Source organism: Streptomyces sp. CGMCC 4.7035 (genome assembly GCF_031583065.1).
Classification (GTDB): domain Bacteria; phylum Actinomycetota; class Actinomycetes; order Streptomycetales; family Streptomycetaceae; genus Streptomyces; species Streptomyces yaanensis.
Genome location: NZ_CP134053.1, coordinates 4984985 through 5004608, shown reverse-complemented (window position 1 = coordinate 5004608; position 19624 = coordinate 4984985). Strand labels below are relative to the sequence as shown.

The following is a 19624-nucleotide window of genomic DNA, read 5'->3' as shown; positions in this document are numbered from 1 at the left end:
AGATCAGACCAACGGCAGCTCGACGTGCACCTGCCAGTCGCCCGCGTCCGGACCCGTCCGTGCCCGGCCGCCGAGCAGCGCCGCCCGCTCGCGTATGCCGCGCAGCCCGCTGCCCCGCCCGGGCCCCGATATCCCTGCGGTCAGCGGATTGCGGACCTCCAGGGCGAGCGTGTCCGCGTCGACGCCGATACGGACACGGACCGGAACCGCGCCCGCGTGCCGGAGCACATTGGTGAGCGACTCCTGGAGGATGCGGTAGCCCTCCCGGGAGACCGGTCCGGGGAGCTGCTCCAGAGCGCCGGACAGGTCGGCGTCGACCTTGGCGCCGGAGGCCCGCGCCGACTCCAGGAGCCGGTCGGCCTCCGCCAACGTGGGGCGGCTGCTCGCCGGGCGATCCGACTCGCGCAGGATGCCGAGCACCCGCTCCAGGTCCTCCAGCGCGGTCCGGCCCGTCTCCTCGATCGCGTCCAACGCCCGCTGGGTGAACTCCGGGTCGCCCGCCGCCCGCGCGGCGCCCGCCTGCACCACCGCGACGGTCAGCGCGTGCCCGATGGAGTCGTGCAGCTCGCGGGCGATACGCGTGCGCTCCAGGAGCTGCTCGGTGCGCTCCTCCAGGGCCGCGAGCCGCTCACTGGGGGAGGGGCCGAGCAGGCGGCGCGCCACGGCGGTGATCAGCGCCCCGAGGCCCACCACCGCGCCGTACAACGCGAGGAGGAGGAGCGGTACGACCAAGGCATACGCCCAGTGTGACCGCTCGATGGTCATGAACGGCTCGTGGATCGGCGCCCGCCCGCAAGCGGCACTGACCAAGTCGTAAGCAGTGGTCGGCAGCCAGACGCAGACGACCGTGGTCACCCCGCCCAGCGCCATGCGCGTCTCAAGCCACAGCACCGTACGCAGCCGGTCCCGCCAGGTCACCGAGGGCGCGACCGAGATGGCCGTGCCGCTGTCCTCGTCGCCGGGCGTCAGCAACAGCCGCGCCTGAACGCCCTCGCCCAGCCGTACGGCCGGAATCAGCCCGACCGGAATCAACAGCACGGCGGGCACCCACGGCCATTCCGGGCCGATGAACAGCCACACGCTTTCGAACAGCATCGGCACCCACAGGTGCAGCAAGCGCGTGTATGTCGTCCCCCGCAGCAGCGGGCGCAGGAAGCGGGCCATTGGGACATCGTGCCAGCCGCCACTGACAGCGGACCTCCCCCGCGCGGGGGAGACGATCTCCACCGGCGGGGGAGGCCCCGCCTCCCCGAGCGCGGCCAAGCTGTCCTCATGACCAGCATCGACGTCCAAGACCTGACCAAGGAGTACGGCACCACACGCGCCGTGGACCAGCTCACCTTCCGCGTCCTGCCCGGCCGTGTCACCGGCTTCCTCGGCCCCAACGGCGCCGGAAAGTCCACCACCATGCGGCTCGTGCTCGGCCTGGACCGGCCCACGTCCGGCACCGCCACCATCGGCGGCCGCGCCTACGCGGCGCTTGACGAACCCCTGCGTCACGTGGGCGCGTTGCTCGACGCCCAGGCCGCGCACGGCTCACGCACCGCCCATGCCCATCTGCGGGCGCTCGCCGCGAGCAACCGCATCCCCGAGCGCCGGGTGGACGAGGTGCTGGAACAGACGGGGCTCGCGTCGGTCTCCCGGCGCCGGGTCAAGACGTACTCCCTGGGCATGCGCCAGCGCCTCGGCATTGCCGCCGCGCTCCTGGGCGACCCGCCCGTTGTGCTGCTGGACGAGCCGTCCAACGGACTCGATCCCGAAGGGATCATCTGGATCCGTGAGTTGCTGCGCAGTCTCGCCCGCGAGGGCCGTACCGTCCTCGTCTCCAGCCATCTGATGAACGAGACCGCGTCCTTCGCCGACCACCTCGTGGTGCTTGGCCGGGGCAGGCTGCTGGCCGACATGCCGATGCGGGAGTTCATCGACGCGCGCGTGCAGCCCCGCGTCCGGGTGCGCACCACCGACGGCGCCGCCCTGGGCGCGCTGCTCGCGAAGAACGGGTACGAGGCCGCCGAGACCGAGAACGGGCGGTGGAGCGTGCAGCACGCGCGCGTGGAGGACATCGGCCGCCTCACCTCCGGGGCGGGCGTACCGGTCCTCGAACTCGCCCCCGAGGAGGGCACCTTGGAACAGGCCTATCTCGATCTGACGGCCGCCGAGGCCGAGTTCACGTCCACCCCCACGCAGCCGCAGGAGGCCTGAGCCATGGCGTTCACACCCGTACTCCACTCCGAGTGGATCAAGATCCGTACGCTGCGGTCGCTGGTCGGCGCGCTCCTCGCGATCGTGCTCGCCACCGCACTCTTCTCCGCGCTCGCCGCGGCCGACACCGAGGGCCCGGACTTCGACCCGCTGTTCTCCACGTTCTTCGGTGTCAGCTTCGGGCAGATCGCGGCGATCGCATTCGGTACGACGGCTGTCTCGGCCGAGTTCCAGGGCGGCGCCCTGAGAGTCTCGCTGGCCGCGGTGCCGCGGCGCGGACGGTGGTTCGCGGCCAAGGCGGTGGCGGTCGGGGCACCGGTCCTCGCCGTCGGCCTGATGACCGGGTGCGTCAGCCTGTTGGTGGGCAAGGCGGCGCTCGGGGCCAAGGCGAGCGGGCTCACCTGGTCCGAGGGGCTGCGCGGCGCCGTGGGCTGTGGGCTCTACCTCACGCTGATGGCGCTGCTCGCCGCCGGACTCACGGCGCTGCTGCGCAGCGGGGTCGCCACGCTGAGCATCCTCGTGCCGTTCCTGCTCATTGTGTCCTTCGTGATCGGGGGAATGTCCGGCACGGCGGCCGACCTCCTGCCCGACAAGGCGGGACAGGTGGTCCTGCACGAGACCTCCGACGGAATGCTCGGCCCATGGACGGGACTCGCGGTGACGGCGGTGTGGACGGGTGTGGCGCTGCTCGCGGGCGCGTGGAGCCTGGAGCGCCGGGACGCCTGAACCACGAGGTGACTGACGCCCCGCCAATTGTCAGTGGCGGCTGTTCTACTGGATTCATGACCATCGAGCAGCACCTGGCCACGATCGACCTGCTGTGCGCGCGGGATTTCCCCGAGCAGCGCGGCGGGTCGGACGTGGGCTTCGGAGGGCCCGGCTTCCACGTCGCCGAGTTAGCGACGAGCGTCGGCCTCAGGAGCGGCGACGGTGCGGCGAGGGAACGGACGGCGGAGGACTTCGACGCCTGGAAGGAGTCGATCGCGCGGCGACTGGACGACCGTTGGGGACCAGGGCAGCGCTCGGGGCTGCTCGCAGTCAGCGTCCGTGGCGAACGAGGTGAGGAGATACCGGAGCCCTGGGCGATGCTCAGCGACCTCGTGCACGAGCTGTGTGTGTGGCAGGCGGAGGTCACCGGCCGATGGGTCGCGCTCGGCGTGGCCGAGCGCGACGAGACGGACGAGATACGACTCATCGCGGTCGTCACGGACACGGACCCGCCTTGACGACAGGGCCTAGTGCTCCGCGGCCTGCCGCAACCGCCCGAACTCCTCCGCCATCGTCGCCGCCGTCCAATGCGCGTTGAGGCCGCTCGGGTTGGGCAGCACCCACACACGGCTGGAGCCGATCGTGCGTTCCTGCGGACCTACGCCGGCCCTGCGTTCGTCGAAGGCCGTCCGGTACGCCGTCACGCCGACGACGGCCAGCCATGCGGGCCGCAGCCGCTCCACCTTCGCGCTGAGGATCCGCCCGCCCTCCCGGTACTCCTCGGCCGTCAGCTCGTCGGCCCGTGCGGTCGCCCGCGCGACCACGTTCGTGATGCCGAGCCCGTACGAGAGGAGCTCGCCCTGTTCCGACGGCTTGAGCAGTCGGGGGGTGAAGCCGGACAGATGCAGGACAGGCCAGAAGCGGTTGCCGGGGCGGGCGAAGTGATGGCCCGTCGCGGCGGTCATGAGACCCGGATTGATACCACAGAAGAGGATCCGGAGGCCGTCCGCGACCACGTCCGGTACGAGACGGTCGCGGGCGGCCTCCAGCTCCGCCGGGGTGAACCGGGTCAGAGGATCGCCCCCGGGGTGTAGCCCGCGGCCTCCGGGTGCTGCTTCGCGATCTCCTCGATGCGGCCGACGACGGCGGTGACCTGGGCGGCCGCGGCGCCGGTGAAGGAGAGCTTGTCGGCCATCAGGGCGTCCAGCTGCGTCCGGTCCAGCGGGATGCGCTCGTCGGCGGCCAGCTTGTCCAGCAGTTCGTTGCGTTCGGCGCCCTGCTCGCGCATCGCAAGGGCACAGGCGACGGCGTTCTCCTTGATCGCCTCGTGCGCGACCTCGCGGCCGACGCCGGCGCGCACGGACGCCATCAGCACCTTGGTCGTGGCGAGGAACGGCAGATAGCGGTCCAGCTCGCGGGCGACGACGGCGGGGAAGGCGCCGAACTCGTCGAGCACCGTCAGGAACGTCTCCAGCAGACCGTCCAGCGCGAAGAACGCGTCCGGAAGCGCGACTCGACGCACCACCGAGCAGGACACGTCGCCCTCGTTCCACTGGTCGCCCGCCAGCTCACCGGTCATCGAGGCGTAGCCGCGCAGGATGACCATCAGGCCGTTGACGCGCTCGCAGGAGCGGGTGTTCATCTTGTGCGGCATGGCGGAGGAGCCGACCTGGCCGGGCTTGAAGCCCTCGGTCACCAGCTCGTGCCCGGCCATCAGCCGGATCGTCTTCGCCAGCGACGACGGCGCGGCCGCCAGCTGCACCAGCGCGGTGACGACCTCGTAGTCGAGCGAGCGCGGGTAGACCTGGCCGACCGAGGTGAAGGCCTGCGAGAAGCCCAGGTGCTCGGCGATGCGCCGCTCCAGCTCGGCGAGCTTGGCCGCGTCGCCGCCGAGCAGGTCGAGCATGTCCTGCGCGGTGCCGACCGGGCCCTTGATACCGCGCAGCGGGTAGCGGCCCAGCAGCTCCTCGACCCGGCCGAACGCGACGAGCAGCTCGTCGGCGGCGGTCGCGAAACGCTTGCCGAGGGTGGTGGCCTGCGCGGCCACGTTGTGGGAGCGGCCGGCCATGACCAGCTCGCCGTACTCACCCGCGAGCTTCCCGAGGCGGGCCAGCACGGCCACCGTGCGGTCGCGCATCAGTTCCAGCGAGAGCCGGATCTGGAGCTGCTCGACGTTCTCCGTCAGGTCGCGCGAGGTCATGCCCTTGTGCACGTGCTCATGGCCGGCGAGATCGTTGAACTCCTCGATCCGCGCCTTCACGTCGTGCCGGGTGACCTTCTCACGCTCGGCGATCGAGGCGAGGTCGACCTGGTCGAGAACGCGCTCGTAGTCGGCGATCGCCGAGTCGGGCACCTCGATCCCCAGATCCTTCTGGGCCCGCAGCACGGCGAGCCAGAGCCGGCGCTCCAGCCTCACCTTCTCCTCGGGGGACCAGAGCGTGGCGAGCTCGGCGGAGGCGTAGCGTCCGGCGAGGACGTTCGGGATACGGGGCTTAGCGGGCGCAGCAGTCACGTGTCCAGAGTTTACCGGCCGTCCATACAGGTTCTGAACCGTCCACGTGATGTAGGAACGTACAGGTCAGAGGCACCTTGGTTGTTCTCGCAACGTCACGTGCGTGAGAGGCGTGTGAGACGCCGGTGCTGTCGGATGCGACTGCTACAGGTCCCTGGGGACGGTTGGCCCGGAGCCCGCTGGGCCGGGATGCAAACCGTTCGCGAAGGCGAATGGCCCGACCTTAAGCCGCTTCCCGCGGGCGCCCGAGGTCCCGTCATCCACGCGTCGCCAGTGACGACGATATGAGGGACATCGCCTGAACACGCCACCTCGGTGGGATCTGGAAGCAGCCAGGGCTTCCGGAAGTGCGGTCGCACCGGGGTTGCGGTGACCTTGGCTCCCACCGCCTCGTCGAGGCCCTCGCCGCCTATCGCAGGGACCTTTACGGGCTGTCGCTGGAGAAGGGGCACCGCCGGATCGTCCGCGGCCCTCAGCGCCGCCCTGAAGCCGTTCACGATCCCTGCCCGGCAACTGACCCCACGGGGGTGCTGCGGCGGCGCCAAGTGCTTCCGCTTCATCGGCATCGCGGAATCTCGCCGTCGGCGATTAGCTGCACAGCCGTTGTTGAGTTACCTCAAGGCCGGTTGACGAGATCCCGGAGATCATGATGATCGCGCGGGATCTTCGTCGTTTCCGGGGTGCCTTCGACCGCGGTGCGGCTGGGTATGACGGCGGTCGTCCCGTCTGTGCCGTCGGGCCGGCCCTTGGCCGAGCCGGTGGCTGGGGATCGACGTGTTCGAAACCGGTGTCGGTGAGGTGGGTGCTGGTGCGCTGGTAGAGCTGACGTATGCCATACGGCCTGCCACCCCGGTGGCGACCCGTACGGCGTTCCCAACGTCACCACCACAACGCCGCTGGAGCCGCAGCGCCCGCCCTCGTCGTCGACGGCAACTTCGGCGTCCTGACCCAGGCCGCCGTACACACCTTCCGTGCCGGAGCGATCCTCATCCCCGGGGACGACATCGACACACCCGTCTGGTTCCAGTCGTCCGCGTCGGTGGGCGGTTCGGTCTCGGGCGGCGGCACGTAGGTGCGGCCCGTGGCCGCGCCCTTCCCTCGTCCAGCGCCTGCTGAACCAGCAGGGCGCCGAGCCGCCCCTCGACGACGACGGGAAGTACGGACCCGAGACGGAGACCGCGGTATGGGCCTTCCAGATGGCCCACGGCCTCACCGTTACCGGAACCGTAACCCCCGAGACCTGGGTCGCGCTCGCCGGCCCGCCGCCCACCCCGACCCCCTCCGGCCTGCCCGGCTCCAGGAGCATGCGCCTGACGTTCTCCTACGACAGCGCGGACTGGGCGCAGGGCGGCCCGGTCGTCCGGTTCGTCTCGCGGGAGGACCTGGAGATGACCGCCCCGCTCGCCGCCGATCCCGACGACTCCCCCCACGGTCGCGCCGGGTTCTGACACGTTCGATCTGATGCCCTTGGAAGGTGTCCCGGCCGAACATGGCGCCGAACACCGCAAGGCGTCGGCGCACACCGGAAACACCATCCACCTCATCACTCCGACCCCCGCCCATTCCCCAGTGGTTCACCGGCCCGAGGCCGTCCTCGTCGTGCACGGCCTTCTTCACGGCATCGTCATCGCCGAAGCCGGTGCCGAGGGTGCGACAGACATCCCGCGCACGCAGCCCGTCCCCGCGAGTATCCCTATCAGGACGATTTCTCGGACCCGGTGTCCACGCACTGCTCGAAGAGGGCCAGGATCTCGCGGTAGCCGGGGCGGCAGCGGCTCCGGGTGGTGGGGCGCCGCCCTCGGTATGCCCCCGGCAGCCAGGAGGCCAGGAAGGACAGGATGCTGCCTCCATGCCGACGCCAGGTTTGGAGCATCCCGCGGAGGGCCAAGCCGACCCCCGCCACCTGCACCGTGAGACCGACGATTGTCCATCCCATGCCACTCACCTCCTGCAGCGACCGTAAAACCGGGTGCGCCTGCCGTTGCCGAGGTGGGACGGAGCGTATGGGTGAGAAGTGGCAACAGTTATTCGTTGGGGGTCGGCGGTCTGGAGGGATGCTTCAGGGCCGCGTAGGCGAGGTAGTCGGTGCCGGCACGCTCCGCGTAGCGCATCGCTGTCTTGGGACTGATGCCCAAGGCGGTCTGCGAGGACAGAGGGCGGGGCCTCGCGGACCATCTGCAGCCAGGAGCGTGAGCGGGTGGCCAAGGGGCGGATTCCAAGCGTGCGGAGTCTGTTCGAGACGCTGTAGATATGCATCGGGCGGCCGGGCATGAAGCCGGGAAACAGCAGTTGAGAAGTCGGGTTCGCAGCAGTGCTGAGGCCAGGGCGGGCCGCCAGGTGAACACGGATCACGGTTGCCGCCGGTTCGGGGAAGTTCACCCAGTCAGAACCGAAGGTGACCTGGAGTCCATCGGGTCCGTCGCGCAGTTGGTCGGTGCGGAGTTTGACGATTTGTGCGAGCGGCTGGCCGAAGAGTACGAGCATCAGTCCGATGGCTCGGTGGGCGGCGGGCAGGCTGTCGTGCAGTAGGAGTGTCCGTACAGCGTCTAGGTGTTCTTGCTCGCTGGTCAGGGGGCTGGTTCGGTTCGTTGGGACGGGAACGGTGAGGTGGCGGACGAGCCGTTGTCTGATGGCCCAGTAGAGGAAGTTGTTGGCGTGCTGGCGGGTGGTGGTGCCGGCACCGAACCAGGCATCGACGTCGTGTTGGGTGCACTCGCCGAGCTGGCGTCCTCGTTGACCGAGCCAGTGCAGGAACTGGATGGCGACGGTGGTGTGCTGCTTGGCTCTGAGGAATGCGCCGGCGGTCACGGGTGCCGTGCGGGACTGGTCTTCCAGCCGTCGCGTCAGGTGCCAGCGTATGTAGCGTTCAAAATTTATGGTTATGGAAACCCTCGGCCAGGGAACGACAGAGTCCTCACCGTGTCCGGTCTGCAGGCAGGGTGGTTTCAAAGTCTGACTGTTCGCGCGTCTGTGCTGGTCAGCGGAGTCCGAGGAGTGCCAGGGGACGGGTGAACGGCTCGTAGGACATCTCGCGGAGTCCGGCGGCGATGTTGTGGTGCCCGGCGGCACGGAGGCAGTTGATCGCGTAGCTCCGCAAGGTGGCCATGTTCTCCGGGCCATGCTCGGTGTGCACCTTGGAGGCGTCCTCGCGGAAGGCAGTGTCCCTCACGAAGTGGAGCCGGTTTTCGATCACCCACTGCGAACGAATGATCTTCGCGAGCCGCTGTGGGGAGGCTTCCCGGCTGGTCAGATCGGTGATGACGTAAACCGTCTCGCGGCTGCGCCTGCCGGTCTTCAGGCAGGTGCGGTGGCGTACGACCCGGGCGACCTGTGTGGCGTGCGGGAAGTCGAGGTCATCGACGGTCAGGACCTGCACCACGCGGGTCTCCTTTCGGCCGTGCCCCTCGGTGCGGTCGTAGAACTTCGCGGTCACCTCCTTCCAGGGCAGCATGTGCAGCCGCTCGTAGAGACCGGCCTGGTTCTTCTTCACGCACAGCGCGTAGTGCGCCTTCTTCTCCTCGACGAGGAAGCGGGCGTGGCCGCGCTGGGCGTGCAGGGCATCGGCCGTCACGGTCACCCCGGTCAGGTCGAACGGGGCCAACAGGCTGGCGAAGCAGGTGATTTCATTCGTCTTGTCCGGGACTCGCAACTGCGTGACGGTCAGTCCGCCACCGGTCATGGCGGCGAGCAGATGCGCGGCTGGGGTGTCACCGTGGCGGGAGCCACGGGCGCTTTTGCCGTCCACGGCCAGGGTGTCGGCGCCGGACGGGTCGCTTCCCAGCAGGTCGGCGAGGCCACCTGGGCAGACTCGGTTGATGATCCGGCGGATCGTCGCCGTGCTCGGCGCGACGCACACGGTGAAGGCGGACACCGTCCGGGCGCCGAGCCGGGCCAGGGTGTCCTGCGGAGCGTTTCGCGCCCACTGCCCGATCGCCGCGAAGGACCGGGCCCCACACATGACGGCGGAGCAGGCCGTCAGCAGCACGCTCACGAACGGGTGACGCCTTCCGCGCCGGTCACGGGGATCGGGCAAGGTCGCCAGCCGGGACGGCAGGTCGCCGATCACGCGGTGCTGACGCGAGGGCGACTTGACCAGACACACGGTGGCAGACTGACGACACATCGAAGCTCCGGGCGATACAGGCGACTTGGTAGGTCACCGGCATCAACCGGAGCTTCGTTGCATGCGTGGCGGCCCGCGACCCCATCGTCATGATGCCGTGACCAGCACGGATCCTTGATCCACAAGACTTTGAAACCGCCCTGGGTCTGCAGGCGGTGCAATTGGCGGACCCTATCCTGCGCGTCAGCACGCCGGGACGCCCATGTGGCTGCGGTGCTCTCCTTGACGGGGGCGGTGCTCGCCACTGACGAGTTCCCGGCCACCGCGGCGGGATACCGCGATCTGCTGAAGTGGGCCAGGAAGTCGGGAACCGTGGGGCGGGCCGGGGTGGAGGGGACAGGCTCCTATGGGGCGTCCCTGTCCCGCTATCTGCTGGTCCAGGGCGTGGACGTGTTTGACGTGAATTGGATGGACCGGGTGGATCGTCGGCGGCGCGGTAAGTCGGATCCGCTCGATGCCCAGAACGCGGCGCGAGCCGTGTTGAGCGGGCGGACCCGCGCCGGGCCAAAACGGGCGACGGGCCGGTGCAGATCGCGAGAATGTACAAACTCACGAAGGTGTCGGCCGTCAAAGCCCGCACCCAGGCCGTCAATCAGCTCAAGTCCGTCCTGGTTACTGCTGATCCCGCTTTGCGGGAAGAACTGGCCGGACTGGCAATGCCGAACTCCTCCGTTCCTGTGCGCGGTTCGCGGACGCGAGCAGTTGCGAGGAGTCGGTGCTGCAGGCCACTCGGATCGCATTGGGTCGGCTGGCTCACCGGATCGGCCAGCTCTCCGAGCAGATCCGGGACGTGGACGCTTGTCTGACCCGTCTCGTCAAGTGTCATGCCCCGCAGCTGCTCGACGTGGTGGGGATCGGTCCGGACACGGCGGTCACGTTGCTGATCACGGAGAGGGACAACCCGGAACGGCTGGACAGCGAGGCGTCGTTCGCCGTGCTGCGCGGTGTCAGCCCTGTCGAGCGCTCGTCGGGACGCCGGCAGTTCCGTCGCCTCAACCGCGGCGGCGACCGGCAGGCCAACGCCGCGCTCCACCGCATCGTGTTCACCCGTCTGCGGGTCGATCTGCGCACTCAGGACTACTACGAGCGCCGGATCAAGGAGGGTAAGACCCGGCGCGAAACCGTCCGTTGCCTCCAACGCTATGCGGCCCGGGAGGGTTTTCGCCTGGTCAGACAGCTACAGCCAGCACCCCGCTCATAGGGGCTGTGATACGGCGAAGCCCCGTCGGGGATCCATCCCGACGGCATTTCTGCAGGGAGCGAGCCACGAGTGAGTGCGGCGTCCCCGATGGGCACAACTGTCGACTCACCGCTATCGAGCGTTCGGAGCCCGTGATACGACGAAGCCGCGTCGGGAAGCACTCCATCGGGGCTTCTGCGCGAATCGTGCTACGACGTGTCGCGGCCAGCGTGGGTACCGTTGTACTCAGGCACCCCGCTCTCGAGCACGCGGAGCAGGGACGCGGTGACGACACGTGTCGTACGGCCGATGCGCAGCACGCGGCAGGGGAACTCTCCACGACGAATGAGGTCGTAGCCCTTCGCTCGTGAGAATCCCAGTGCCCTTGATGCATCTTCCACGCTCCCCGTTCCGTCCCAGGTAGCCCGAATGTGGATAGGGCTGTAGCGGGGGCCTGACAGCTCTTTGCTTTCTTGATGCATTTCGAAGTGTTTCGTCCTTGCTCAGGCGGCATCGCTACGTATGGTCGGCAGGTTTTGATCTGTTAAGAGCAGCGGTTGCGCGTAGTCGGTGGCTGGGTCCCCGCACTGCGGAGTCAGCTGGCAAAAACGGCACAGCGGCAAGGGCCGGTAGCGGTTACACCCAGACCAGCTGAGAGAGTGCGCCGAGAGTCGGCTACCCCGGATCGGTGACGGGGTCGTTGCGTGCTGCGGAGGGCTGAAGGGGGTCCCAGGATCTTGGGCGTGAGTGGTGCGGCTACCCGAGGGGCTGGTATGGGCTCTCGGAGTCGACCTGGTGTCATCTTCGCGATTCCTTCCGACATGCGAGCAGGTGTTGGCGGTGGGCCATTAATGATCCGCGGGATTGCCGGTTTGGCTAACCGGCAATCCCGCGCTATGTTGCGCCGCTTTGCCGGTGCTGCACGCCACAGAGCCACAGGGCCGCCCGTGTCAAACGCCCTTCAGGGCTCCTTCCCGCTCAGTAGGATCACCGGCATATCGGGGCGGTAGGCGCACGGGGTGGGGAGCAGCGGTATGGCAGCGGGGGGCCGGCGACCGTCGGCGGAGCGTGTGCGGCAGCGCCGGTCGGCCGCCGTGCGCAAGCGCGTTCACGACAAGGCACTGGTCGAGGTGCGCGGCTGCCTGCGGGACTGGGACGACGGCCGTGACGCGGCCCGCGAAGCCAAGGCCGTGGCCGAGACGATCATCGCGCCCGAGTACGAGGGCAGGGTGCTCATCGAGTTGTTGCAGAACGCGCACGACGCGCACCCGGCCGGCGCCGCCGACGGACGTATCGAGATCCGGCTGGACGAGGACGAGGGTGAGCACGGCACCCTCTATGTGGCCAATCGCGGCAAGCCGTTCGGCGGCAAGAACTTCAAGGACTTGTGCAGCATCGCCCTGTCCAGCAAGCGCGCCGACGCCGGGATCGGCCACAAGGGCGTCGGCTTCAAGAGCGTGCTGCACCTGTGCGACGCCCCGAGGTCTACAGCGTGGCCAGGGAGGGATCCCGGGTCCCCGACGGGTTTACCTTCCGGTTCGCCCGACTCGACGACTACGACGCACTCGCCCGGGAGGTGGCACCCGAACGCGCCGGTTTCGCCGGATACTTGAAGGAGAACCTGCTCACGCTGAAGGTGCCGGTCTTCCTGGAGGAGGCACCGCAGACCGTCCACAGCTTCGCGCGCCGGGGCTTCGTCACCGTCATCCGTCTGCCGCTGAAGTCCGCCGACGCGCGCTCGGCCGCCGGGACGCAGGTGCGGGAACTCATGGACGACAGCGCCCCGTTCGAGCTATTCCTCGACCGCCTGGAACGTGTCCGGCTGGAGTGGCGAGCCGCGGGGGAGACCCGGGGTAGGACCCCGGTTTCATTCGGTGCTGCTCAGTGCGGTCATCGGGGTGATACGGGTGGCGCGACGCGCGGGCAGGAGTCCGGCGAGGGCCGTGAGGATCGTCAGGGCGGTGAAGACCGCCAGCAGTTGTCCTCCGGGCAGCCGCGAGGGTGGGTCGGTGACGATGATGCGGATGAGCAACCAGGCGTAGGGAATGCCGAGGGCCAGGCCGAGGACGCCGCCGAGGACTCCGTACAGGCCGGCTTCCACGGTGATGATCCGGCGCAGCGCGCTGCCGCCCAGTCCCAGAGCGCGCAGCAGTCCGAACTCACGGGTGCGTTCGATCGCGGTCAGGCTGGTGGTGGCGGTGACGCCGACGACGGCGATGAGGACAGTCAGGGCGAGGAGCCCGAGTGCGATGGTGCCCGTCATCTGGATCGTGTTCCGGTCGTGGTCCCGGGCTTCCGCCAGGACGCTGATGGTGACGTCGTCCCGATGGGAGAGGTGTTCACGGATCAGGGCTTCCAGCGCCCGCTGCGCCTTGCCGCGGCCGGCGAGGCCCTCGGTGGCGGCGTCGGCGAAGATGCCCGTCGCCCTCTTGGAGGCGCCCATCCGGTCGAGGTCGGCGGGTGCGACCAGGATGTCTGCCATGCCCGGGCCGTCACCGGGCAGCGTGGCGGCGACGGTCAGCTTGATGCTGCCGCGGCGATGGGGGTCCCCCCGCTCGAGCGAAGCCGGGAGTGGGGGAGGGAGGGTGAGGGTGTCGCCCGCCTTGACACCGAGGAGGTCGGCCACGCCGGATGCGACGACCGCGCTGCCCGGGCCCAGGTCCCCGAGGGAGCCGGTGACGGTGCCGATGGACTTGCCGGTGGGCAGGGCGTACGGATCCAGGTCCGAGACCTCGATCTCCTTGGCCGCCCCCTTGGGGCCGATGGTGACCTGGACGCTGCGGTAGCGGGTGACATGGATCAGCTGGGGGGATGTGGCGAACTGCCGTACGACGCCGGCGTCCAGGCCCTTGCCGTCACCCGCGACCCGGAAGTCGGCGGGGGAGTCGACGGCGGCGGTGCGTTCCAGATGGCGGTTGAGGCCGTCGATGCTGACGAGGGCGCCGGAGACCAGAGCGACACCGAGGGCGACGACGACGGATACGGACGCGGCACGGCGGGGCGTGCCTCCGACACCGCTGACGGCCAGTCTGCCGGTGCTGCCCAGCCGGCGCAACGGCCACCCGGCCACGGCCAGCACGGGGCGGACCAGGAGCGGGCCCAGGGCGATGAGCGCCAGAAAGGCGAAGCCGGCCGAGGCGACGGTGACCATCATGGCGTTCTCGCGGTCGTAATCCATCTGCCCGGGCTGGGGCAGATCGCGGAGTTGCAGAACGGCGAGCCCCGTGGCCGCAATGGCGAGGAGGATTCCGGCGGCGAGCCGGGTGTGGTTGATGCCGCGCTCGCCCGTGACGGTGCCGGCGGCGCGCAGTGCCTGGAGCGGTGACACGCCGGCCGCCGACAGGGCGGGGGCCAGGACCGCGCAGACCGTCACCAGCACGGCTCCCACGACCACCAGCACGGCACGCAGTACGGGGAAGCCCGGTGCCGACAGCTCCTCTCCCGCGAGGATGCGGGAGGCCGACGGGGCGAGGTATCCGGCGGCCAGCGCCATCAGCACACCCAGCGAGCCCGAGACCGCGCCCACCAGGGCGCCCTCTACGGCGAGAGCGGTCACCAGCCGGCCCTGCGGGGCACCGATGGCGCGCAGAAGTGCCAACTGCCGCAGCCGCTGCGCGAAGACGATGCGGAAGGCCGAGGTGGCGACCATGGCCGCGGCCGCCACGGCCACGGTCAGGAACACGGAGATGACCTGGAAGAACTCACGGACGTTCCCGTTCAGGGCCTCGCGTGCTTCCTGGGCCCGCACGGTGCTGCCGGACTTGAGCGACGCGGCGGAGGGCGCCTTGTCGAGTACGCCGCGCACCTGCTCGGACAGCTCGCTCGCCGGGACACCGTCCTTGGCGCGGATGTCCACGTGCTGGAAGCCCGGCTGATCCGCAAGGGGCGCGACAAGCGCGTCGGTGGTGTAACCGCCGGCCTTCTGCTCGGCGGTCGCGGTGCTCTTCACCACACCGGTGACGGTGAGGGTGACCTTGATGGTCTTGTCCCCGTCCTTGCGGTCGGCGATCTTCAGGGTCGTGCGGGTGCCGGGGGCGAGCTCCAGTTCTTCGGCCGCCCGGTTGTTGACGGCGATCTCACCGGCGCGGTCGGGATAGGTTCCCTTGACGAGCCGGACCTCGGACAGCGGCCCGGTGCCGGGGTCGGAGTGCAGTTCCAGCCAGTGCTCGGACGGACCGGCGAGCGGTGCGCCGGTCTGCACACGGCCGACGGCCTCGGCCACACCGGGCAACGCGCGGATCTTCTTGAGCGTGGTACCGCTGATGGCCGCGGAATCCCCGCTGGGGGTTGCGACCAGGCTTGCGGCTTCAGGTGTGCCGCGGAAGTGGTCGACGGTGGTGTTCGTGGTGATCTGCTGGGCCATGACCGTAGCGAAAACCACGAAGGCGGCCACCAGGACCGACATCCCGGTCGTCACCAGTCGGCCGGGCCGCCGGAGCAGCTCGGCCAGTTGCGATCCCAGGACGCTCGCGCGCCAGGAGGGGTTCATCCGGCCCTCCCCACGGTGCCCAGTGCCAGGGTGACATCGGAGCCGGACGCCGTGTCGACGTCGTCGACGATGCGTCCGTCGGCGAGGACGAGCACGCGGTCGGCGTAGGCGGCGGCACGTGGGTCGTGCGTCACCATGACCACGGTCTGGCCGAGGTCGCGCACGGAGCGGCGCAGGAAGTCGAGTACCTCCGTGCCCGAGCGCGAGTCCAGATTGCCGGTGGGCTCATCGGCGAAGACCACGGCGGGCCGGGCCACCAGGGCCCGGGCCAGCGCCACGCGCTGCTGCTGGCCGCCGGACAGTTCGCTCGGCCGATGGGACATCCGGTTGCCGATGCCGAGCACGCCGACAAGGTGGTCGAGCAGATCGCGGTCCAGACGCCGGCCGGACATGGTGACAGGCAGCGCGATGTTCTCAAGAGCCGTCAGCTGCGGCAGCAGGTTGAACGACTGGAAGACGAAGCCGACCTTGTCCCGCCGCACCCGGGTCAGCGCCCGATCGGACAGGCCGTTCAACTGCGTGCCATCCAGGGCTATGTGGCCCGACGTGGCCGCGTCGAGGCCGGCCATACAGTGCATCAACGTCGACTTGCCCGAGCCCGACGGGCCCGCGATAGCCGTGAATTGCGCTCGGGCAAAGCCGACTGTCACTCCGTCCAGGGCCCTGACTTGCGTCTCTCCCTGGTTGTAGGTCTTCACCAGATCCACGGCCGCGGCGATGTACTCACCAACGGCTGCGGCATTTCCCGTTCCCTGCGTCATGGCCATGAGCTGAATTCCCTTTACGCAGAGTGTCAGGAGGAAATCGAAGGGAACGAAAGCTTGACGTTGGCGTCTACGCAGTGGCCGCTGGCCTGGTCCTGAAGATGCCGCACTTCCTTGACCGAGGGCGCGCCCTCGCCCCTCGCGTTCTGGGCCGCAAGCCCTTCGTAATTCGAGATGCTGGCGCCGAGGTATCCGTCCTTGAGCTGATACCTGCGCTGCTGCGCACTCTTCTCCCACTTATCAACGGCTGCCTTGTCGCTGGGGATTTGCCGCGTGGAGTCGACGAGCTGCTGCGCCAGTACGCAGTCGGCCTTGGACGCCTGGCTGGGCCTGTTGTGCTCGTGCCACCAGTACCCGGCCGCGGTCACGATCACCGCGGAAAACGCCAGCGCGACAGCGCCGAAAACAATTGCCTTGGTCTTGCGCGGGCGGGCAACAGCAGTCATCACAGCCTCCGAGAAAGTTACTTCCGATGTTGTTTGTCGACCGTTCGTCGATCAACACGGTTAATTCTCGGGAAATGGGCGGCCCGGCACATCGGTTCAGCGCCTGATCTCCGCGCCGCGGAGCTGCGACCGGGAGGGGAGGGCGGGACTGCGACTGCAGTCGTAGTCCCGGTCCCGCCGAGGACTCAGCTCGCGGGGCTGACGAGGCCCACGTCGTAGGCGAAGATGACGGCCTGCACGCGGTCGCGCAGGTCCAGCTTGGTGAGGATCTTTCCGAAGTGGGTCTTCACGGTCGCCTCGGCGATGAACAGGCGAGCGGCGATCTCACTGTTGGAGAGGCCCTCGGCTATCAGCCCGAGCACGTCCCGTTCGCGCGTGGTCAACAGGTCCAGCCGTGCGTCGTGGCGGGGCGAAGGGTCCAGCTTGCCCGCGAACCGGTCCAGGAGCTGGCGGGTGATGCGCGGGGCCACGACGGACTCGCCGCCCGCCACGACACGGATCGCCGTCACGACTTCCTGCGGTGGGGTGTTCTTCAGCAGGAAGCCACTCGCTCCCGCCTGCAGTGCGGCGAAGGCGTCCTCATCGGTGTCGAAGGTGGTGAGCACCAGCACCCGGGGGGCTTCCGGGAGTCCGGTCAATCGGCGCGTCGCCTCGACCCCGTCCATGACGGGCATGCGGATGTCCATGATGACGACATCGGCCTTGGTGGCTGCCAGCAGCCTCAGGGCGTCCGCGCCGTTCTCCGCCTCGCCCACGACCTCGATGTCACTCTGCGCGGCCAGCACCATGGCGAATCCCGCCCGGATCAGTGGCTGGTCGTCCACCACGACGACACGGATCGGCCCGCTCATCTCATTCATCCCGTCGTCCTTACCGGCAGCTCCGCAGCGACCTGCCAACCCGTGCCCAGGCGCGGTCCGGCGGTGAAACTGCCGCCGGACACCTCCACGCGCTCGCGCATGCCTACGAGACCGTTCCCACCGCTGACCCTTTCCGACGCGGGCACGGAGCCGGCCAGCTTGCCGGCGCCGTCGTCGACCACGCCGATCAGCACCACGTCCTTGTCGAACCGCAGCGTGATCGTGACGTCCGCGCCGGGACCGGCATGCCGCAGCACGTTGGTCAGGCTCTCCTGGACGATCCGCAACACGGTCAGTTCATCCGCCGTCGACAGCCCGTCCCGTTCGCCTTCGACCGTCAACGTTACCTTCAGCCCGGCGGTGCGGGCCCGTTCGGCCACGGTCTCCAGATCGTCCAGCGAGACCCGGCGGCGGTCGGCATCCGCATCCGGCGCCTCGCCCTGGCCTGAGGCGCGGCCGCCACGCAGCACCCGCACGATCCGATGCATGTCCGCCAGCGCGTCACGCCCGGTGTCGCCGATCGCCTGCAACGCGGAACCAGCCTTGTCGGGATCCGTCTTGAGGACGTATCCGGCACCGTCGGCCTGCAGAATCATCACCGCCAGGCTGTGGGCGACCACATCGTGCAACTCCCGGGCGATCTCGGCGCGTTCCTCGGCGGCCGCGAGCCGCACCAGGTGCTCACGCTCCCGTTCAGCCGTGGCGGCTCGGGCCTCCAGGCTGGCCACGTACAGCCGACGCGTCCGCAGCACCATGGCGGTCAGCCATACGGCCGCACAGACACCACCGAACGCGACGATGTCGCTCAAACTCTCGGTCGCCGCCCTGCCGAACGGAAGCATCCCGCCGAAAAGCGCCATCACGCCCAGCACCACGCCCGCACCGGCAGCGTAGGCATGCCACATCGTCCGGGTGTGGGCGACCACGGAAACCATCGCGACGAGCAGCGCCATGTCGTACGCGGCCAAGTTATTTGTCACCACGTACTGGATCAGCGCAAGTCCCGAGACCACGCACATCACCAGCATCGGCCGATGGCGCCGGAACAGCAGGGCCAGGGCCATCGTGCAACCTGTGAGCACGTCGTACGATTCGTCGTAGCGCGAGGTCACCAGGGCCACCAACACCGCGATCGACACGTCGTAGACGGTGTGTATCCGTGGCAGAGCCATCAAGCGGCGCAACATGGCAGCCAAGCCTAGTGCTGGATTCCTCAAACGGAGTACACATACCGGTGCCGCAGTAACCGGGTTGGTGGTGCGGGTCTTCCCCATACCCAGGGCCGGGCTCGAGCGTTCAGCTGGGATGTTGCCAGGCGGGTTGCTTGATCGATCTCGGGTGGCCCGGCGAACGACTGGCCGGCGAGGGCAGCCTTGCGAAAGATGCGCCACCAGCCTTCCTGAAGGTTGAGCCAGCAGGCTCCGACGGGATGAAGACGTGCCGGATTCGGGGGTGGTCTTCCAGCCAGGTCCGGGTGGACAGGCTGTTGTGCGAGGACAGGTTGTCGGTGACGACGTAGATGTCCCCGGTGGGATTGGCTGCCTCGACCTTCTGAAGAAACTGCTGGTAGAAGGCACTGTTACGGGAGGAAGCAGTCATCGTGACCTCGTGTCCGTCCCTGACCCGCGGAGCGCCGTAAACCCAGGTCTTCTCCGGCCCGCGACCGTAGTCGACCTCGGATTTGATGCGGTGGCCGTCCAGCGACCAGCCCGGCGCCGGCGGGAAGGAGCGTGGGATCACCGGTCCGAGTTCGTCGGCGCAGACGACCGTTGCGCCTTCGGGCGGGCAGGTGTAGAGCTCGATGATCCTTGTCCTTTTCCCTCGAAGTCCGCGTCCTTCGAGCGGGTCCAGGATCGGGTGCGACGCCAGCGCACCCCCTCGGCCAGCAGGATCCGGCGGACCTGACTGCGGCCGATCTCGATGCCCAGCCGCCCGGCCTCAGCCGCCAGTGCATCGAGGGTCCACTCCGGCGGCCCGGCCTCGTCCGCCGCGGCCAGCTCCCCGTCGGCCTGCACGGTCAGCCGACCCGGTGCCGGCCGTTTGACCAGGCCGATGATCTGGGAGCGTTCCGCCTCGGTGATCCGCCGCTTGCGGCCCTGTCCCCCCAGGTCTTCCAGCCCGTCCAGGCCCGAGCGGTTGAAGCGGTGCAACCAGCGGCGGACTGTCTTGGGACTGCTTCGCAACTCGTCCGCGATCGCCGGTACTCGCTGTCCCGACCAGCTCAACTCGACCATCCGAGCCCGCACCGCCAGATCGCGCGGCGCCTTACGTGCTCGCGACAGCCGAAGCACGACTCGTTCCTCGCTCATGTCACGGCTCGGCCGTGCCCGTAACACCACC

Annotated in this window: 21 protein-coding genes and 1 pseudogene; 8 read left to right on the top strand and 14 right to left on the bottom strand. The window is 69.0% G+C overall.

Annotation, left to right across the window (positions count from 1 at the left end):
• Positions 1 to 3: 3 nt before the first annotated feature.
• Positions 4 to 1164, bottom strand: coding sequence for a sensor histidine kinase (locus Q2K21_RS21715; RefSeq protein ID WP_310773532.1), 1161 nt, complete (start codon positions 1162 to 1164; stop codon positions 4 to 6).
• A gap of 108 nt (positions 1165 to 1272) precedes the next feature.
• On the opposite strand from Q2K21_RS21715, the gene Q2K21_RS21710 reads away from it, so the two are divergent.
• Genes Q2K21_RS21710 through Q2K21_RS21700 form a run of 3 tightly spaced genes read left to right on the top strand, consistent with a single transcriptional unit; the run spans position 1273 to position 3428 of the window.
• Positions 1273 to 2202: an ATP-binding cassette domain-containing protein gene (locus Q2K21_RS21710; RefSeq protein WP_310773529.1), complete on the top strand. Its 930-nt coding sequence runs from the start codon at positions 1273 to 1275 to the stop codon at positions 2200 to 2202.
• Positions 2203 to 2205: 3 nt separating this feature from the next.
• A complete protein-coding gene (locus Q2K21_RS21705; RefSeq protein WP_310773527.1) occupies positions 2206 to 2928 on the top strand; it encodes an ABC transporter permease in 723 nt (240 codons plus the stop codon).
• 56 nt (positions 2929 to 2984) lie between these two features.
• Positions 2985 to 3428 (top strand): hypothetical protein, encoded by a 444-nt coding sequence (locus Q2K21_RS21700; protein ID WP_310773525.1) that lies wholly within the window; start codon positions 2985 to 2987, stop codon positions 3426 to 3428.
• Positions 3429 to 3437: 9 nt separating this feature from the next.
• Here Q2K21_RS21700 and mug read toward each other — a convergent pair whose 3' ends face one another.
• Both mug and purB read right to left on the bottom strand, forming a co-directional pair.
• Positions 3438 to 3983, bottom strand: a complete 546-nt coding sequence (gene mug / locus Q2K21_RS21695; protein WP_310781156.1) for a G/U mismatch-specific DNA glycosylase — start codon at positions 3981 to 3983, stop codon at positions 3438 to 3440.
• Positions 3980 to 5422: an adenylosuccinate lyase gene (gene purB, locus Q2K21_RS21690; RefSeq protein ID WP_310773523.1), complete on the bottom strand. Its 1443-nt coding sequence runs from the start codon at positions 5420 to 5422 to the stop codon at positions 3980 to 3982. The genes mug and purB overlap by 4 nt, the downstream gene beginning before the upstream one ends.
• An 829-nt stretch (positions 5423 to 6251) precedes the next feature.
• Here purB and Q2K21_RS21685 point away from each other — a divergent pair.
• On the top strand, positions 6252 to 6494 hold the full coding sequence (locus Q2K21_RS21685; RefSeq protein WP_310781420.1) for a hypothetical protein: 243 nt from the start codon (positions 6252 to 6254) through the stop codon (positions 6492 to 6494).
• Positions 6394 to 6870 carry a peptidoglycan-binding domain-containing protein gene (locus tag Q2K21_RS21680; RefSeq protein WP_310773521.1) on the top strand — a complete coding sequence of 159 codons (477 nt, stop codon included), beginning with the start codon at positions 6394 to 6396 and terminating at the stop codon, positions 6868 to 6870. The genes Q2K21_RS21685 and Q2K21_RS21680 overlap by 101 nt, the downstream gene beginning before the upstream one ends.
• A gap of 248 nt (positions 6871 to 7118) precedes the next feature.
• Here Q2K21_RS21680 and Q2K21_RS21675 read toward each other — a convergent pair whose 3' ends face one another.
• The 3 genes from Q2K21_RS21675 to Q2K21_RS21665 all read right to left on the bottom strand — a co-directional run bounded on the left by Q2K21_RS21675 (position 7119) and on the right by Q2K21_RS21665 (position 9545).
• The gene (locus tag Q2K21_RS21675) at positions 7119 to 7358 is read right to left on the bottom strand and encodes a hypothetical protein (RefSeq protein ID WP_310773519.1); all 240 of its coding nucleotides are present in this window, start codon (positions 7356 to 7358) and stop codon (positions 7119 to 7121) included.
• 5 nt (positions 7359 to 7363) lie between these two features.
• Positions 7364 to 8230, bottom strand: coding sequence for a hypothetical protein (locus tag Q2K21_RS21670; protein ID WP_310773517.1), 867 nt, complete (start codon positions 8228 to 8230; stop codon positions 7364 to 7366).
• A 169-nt stretch (positions 8231 to 8399) separates the two neighbouring features.
• Entirely contained in the window at positions 8400 to 9545 is a 1146-nt protein-coding gene (locus Q2K21_RS21665; RefSeq protein WP_310768341.1) for an ISAs1 family transposase, read from the bottom strand.
• A 204-nt stretch (positions 9546 to 9749) separates the two neighbouring features.
• Here Q2K21_RS21665 and Q2K21_RS21660 point away from each other — a divergent pair.
• Both Q2K21_RS21660 and Q2K21_RS21655 read left to right on the top strand, forming a co-directional pair.
• Positions 9750 to 9983, top strand: a pseudogene (locus Q2K21_RS21660) (IS110 family transposase); the annotation flags it as partial.
• Positions 9984 to 10260: 277 nt separating this feature from the next.
• Complete coding sequence (locus tag Q2K21_RS21655; RefSeq protein ID WP_310773514.1) at positions 10261 to 10746, top strand: IS110 family transposase; 486 nt, start codon at positions 10261 to 10263, stop codon at positions 10744 to 10746.
• A 188-nt stretch (positions 10747 to 10934) separates the two neighbouring features.
• Here the strand turns inward: Q2K21_RS21655 and Q2K21_RS21650 are convergent, their stop codons facing one another.
• A complete protein-coding gene (locus Q2K21_RS21650; protein ID WP_310773512.1) occupies positions 10935 to 11207 on the bottom strand; it encodes a helix-turn-helix domain-containing protein in 273 nt (90 codons plus the stop codon).
• Between the two features lie 552 nt (positions 11208 to 11759).
• On the opposite strand from Q2K21_RS21650, the gene Q2K21_RS21645 reads away from it, so the two are divergent.
• Positions 11760 to 12338: an ATP-binding protein gene (locus Q2K21_RS21645; protein WP_310773509.1), complete on the top strand. Its 579-nt coding sequence runs from the start codon at positions 11760 to 11762 to the stop codon at positions 12336 to 12338.
• 254 nt (positions 12339 to 12592) lie between these two features.
• On the opposite strand, the gene Q2K21_RS21640 is transcribed toward Q2K21_RS21645, so the two are convergent.
• The 7 genes from Q2K21_RS21640 to Q2K21_RS21610 form a co-directional block, all read right to left on the bottom strand.
• Positions 12593 to 15214 carry an FtsX-like permease family protein gene (locus Q2K21_RS21640; protein ID WP_310773508.1) on the bottom strand — a complete coding sequence of 874 codons (2622 nt, stop codon included), beginning with the start codon at positions 15212 to 15214 and terminating at the stop codon, positions 12593 to 12595.
• Complete coding sequence (locus Q2K21_RS21635) at positions 15211 to 15975, bottom strand: ABC transporter ATP-binding protein (protein ID WP_310781154.1); 765 nt, start codon at positions 15973 to 15975, stop codon at positions 15211 to 15213. Before Q2K21_RS21635 ends, Q2K21_RS21640 begins: the two co-directional genes overlap by 4 nt.
• Before the next feature lie 32 nt (positions 15976 to 16007).
• Positions 16008 to 16424, bottom strand: a complete 417-nt coding sequence (locus tag Q2K21_RS21630) for a hypothetical protein (RefSeq protein ID WP_310773506.1) — start codon at positions 16422 to 16424, stop codon at positions 16008 to 16010.
• A 185-nt stretch (positions 16425 to 16609) separates the two neighbouring features.
• Positions 16610 to 17284, bottom strand: coding sequence for a response regulator transcription factor (locus Q2K21_RS21625; RefSeq protein ID WP_310773504.1), 675 nt, complete (start codon positions 17282 to 17284; stop codon positions 16610 to 16612).
• On the bottom strand, positions 17281 to 18423 hold the full coding sequence (locus Q2K21_RS21620; protein WP_310773501.1) for a sensor histidine kinase: 1143 nt from the start codon (positions 18421 to 18423) through the stop codon (positions 17281 to 17283). The genes Q2K21_RS21625 and Q2K21_RS21620 overlap by 4 nt, the downstream gene beginning before the upstream one ends.
• A gap of 157 nt (positions 18424 to 18580) precedes the next feature.
• Positions 18581 to 19024 carry a transposase gene (locus Q2K21_RS21615; protein WP_310773499.1) on the bottom strand — a complete coding sequence of 148 codons (444 nt, stop codon included), beginning with the start codon at positions 19022 to 19024 and terminating at the stop codon, positions 18581 to 18583.
• A complete protein-coding gene (locus tag Q2K21_RS21610; RefSeq protein ID WP_310773495.1) occupies positions 19021 to 19593 on the bottom strand; it encodes a helix-turn-helix domain-containing protein in 573 nt (190 codons plus the stop codon). The genes Q2K21_RS21615 and Q2K21_RS21610 overlap by 4 nt, the downstream gene beginning before the upstream one ends.
• Positions 19594 to 19624: the final 31 nt, after the last annotated feature.

Bases quoted from the DNA above. Each gene is read 5' to 3' on its own strand.
- Q2K21_RS21715 (WP_310773532.1), bottom strand. From the start codon at position 1,164: ATGGCCCGCTTCCTGCGCCCGCTGCTGCGGGGGACGACATACACGCGC.
- Q2K21_RS21710 (WP_310773529.1), top strand. From the start codon at position 1,273: ATGACCAGCATCGACGTCCAAGACCTGACCAAGGAGTACGGCACCACA.
- Q2K21_RS21705 (WP_310773527.1), top strand. From the start codon at position 2,206: ATGGCGTTCACACCCGTACTCCACTCCGAGTGGATCAAGATCCGTACG.
- Q2K21_RS21700 (WP_310773525.1), top strand. From the start codon at position 2,985: ATGACCATCGAGCAGCACCTGGCCACGATCGACCTGCTGTGCGCGCGG.
- Q2K21_RS21685 (WP_310781420.1), top strand. From the start codon at position 6,252: ATGCCATACGGCCTGCCACCCCGGTGGCGACCCGTACGGCGTTCCCAA.
- Q2K21_RS21675 (WP_310773519.1), bottom strand. From the start codon at position 7,358: ATGGGATGGACAATCGTCGGTCTCACGGTGCAGGTGGCGGGGGTCGGC.
- Q2K21_RS21665 (WP_310768341.1), bottom strand. From the start codon at position 9,545: ATGTGTCGTCAGTCTGCCACCGTGTGTCTGGTCAAGTCGCCCTCGCGT.
- Q2K21_RS21650 (WP_310773512.1), bottom strand. From the start codon at position 11,207: ATGCATCAAGAAAGCAAAGAGCTGTCAGGCCCCCGCTACAGCCCTATC.
- Q2K21_RS21645 (WP_310773509.1), top strand. From the start codon at position 11,760: ATGGCAGCGGGGGGCCGGCGACCGTCGGCGGAGCGTGTGCGGCAGCGC.
- Q2K21_RS21640 (WP_310773508.1), bottom strand. From the start codon at position 15,214: ATGAACCCCTCCTGGCGCGCGAGCGTCCTGGGATCGCAACTGGCCGAG.
- Q2K21_RS21635 (WP_310781154.1), bottom strand. From the start codon at position 15,975: ATGACGCAGGGAACGGGAAATGCCGCAGCCGTTGGTGAGTACATCGCC.
- Q2K21_RS21630 (WP_310773506.1), bottom strand. From the start codon at position 16,424: ATGACTGCTGTTGCCCGCCCGCGCAAGACCAAGGCAATTGTTTTCGGC.
- Q2K21_RS21625 (WP_310773504.1), bottom strand. From the start codon at position 17,284: ATGAATGAGATGAGCGGGCCGATCCGTGTCGTCGTGGTGGACGACCAG.
- Q2K21_RS21610 (WP_310773495.1), bottom strand. From the start codon at position 19,593: ATGAGCGAGGAACGAGTCGTGCTTCGGCTGTCGCGAGCACGTAAGGCG.